This is a genomic window from Martelella mediterranea (genome assembly GCF_021021415.1).
Lineage (GTDB): Bacteria > Pseudomonadota > Alphaproteobacteria > Rhizobiales > Rhizobiaceae > Martelella > Martelella mediterranea_C.
Window position 1 is genome coordinate 1 of the sequence record NZ_JAINWJ010000067.1, and the last position, 626, is coordinate 626.

Sequence of the window (626 nt, forward strand, 5' to 3'; positions counted from 1 at the left end):
TGCGACATAGGCCTTTGTGCTGCTGACGCGCCTGACGATCTCGCTTGGGTCATAGACGGGCTCGGGAACAGTGGAGGGAAAGCTGCGGGGCGACGGGCTGCAGCGGCTTGCGGGCACGACGATGGCGATGCCCTGATGAGGCCGATGATGGTTATAGAGGTCGCGCCAGCGATCAAACGCCCTTTGCGCCTGCCTGAAGTCCGACAATGGCTGGAAGGCGAGAACCTCAGCCTTGAGACTGCGGTGGAAGCGTTCGTTCTTGCCGCGTCCCTGCGGATGGTAGGGGCGGGCGTGAATGAGCTGGCCCCCAGCTTGAGGAGCCAGACGCGCACGCGTGTCCAGCCTTGGGGAACGCTCGTTCCCCAAGGGTTGGCATTGTCTGTATAGATCGCCATTGGCAGCCCATGGTGACGAAAGATGCGTTCCAGCCGGCGCGCAATCTTGCGGGCGCCCCAGGTCCGGATGCGCATCGCGCACCTTGAGCACAACCTGCTCAACCGTCTGATCGGTGCGCCGAGGACTGCTGTGCGGACGCCGCGAGCGACCCTGCGCCACCTCACCAGACCTGACAGGCTTCAGCCAGACATAGCCCGTCTGGCGAGATATCCCGAAGCGCAGGCACAATT

Annotated in this window: 1 pseudogene; it reads right to left on the minus strand. The window is 63.6% G+C overall.

Annotated elements, in window-relative coordinates:
• Positions 1–626, minus strand: a pseudogene (locus K7H91_RS24250) (integrase core domain-containing protein); the annotation flags it as partial.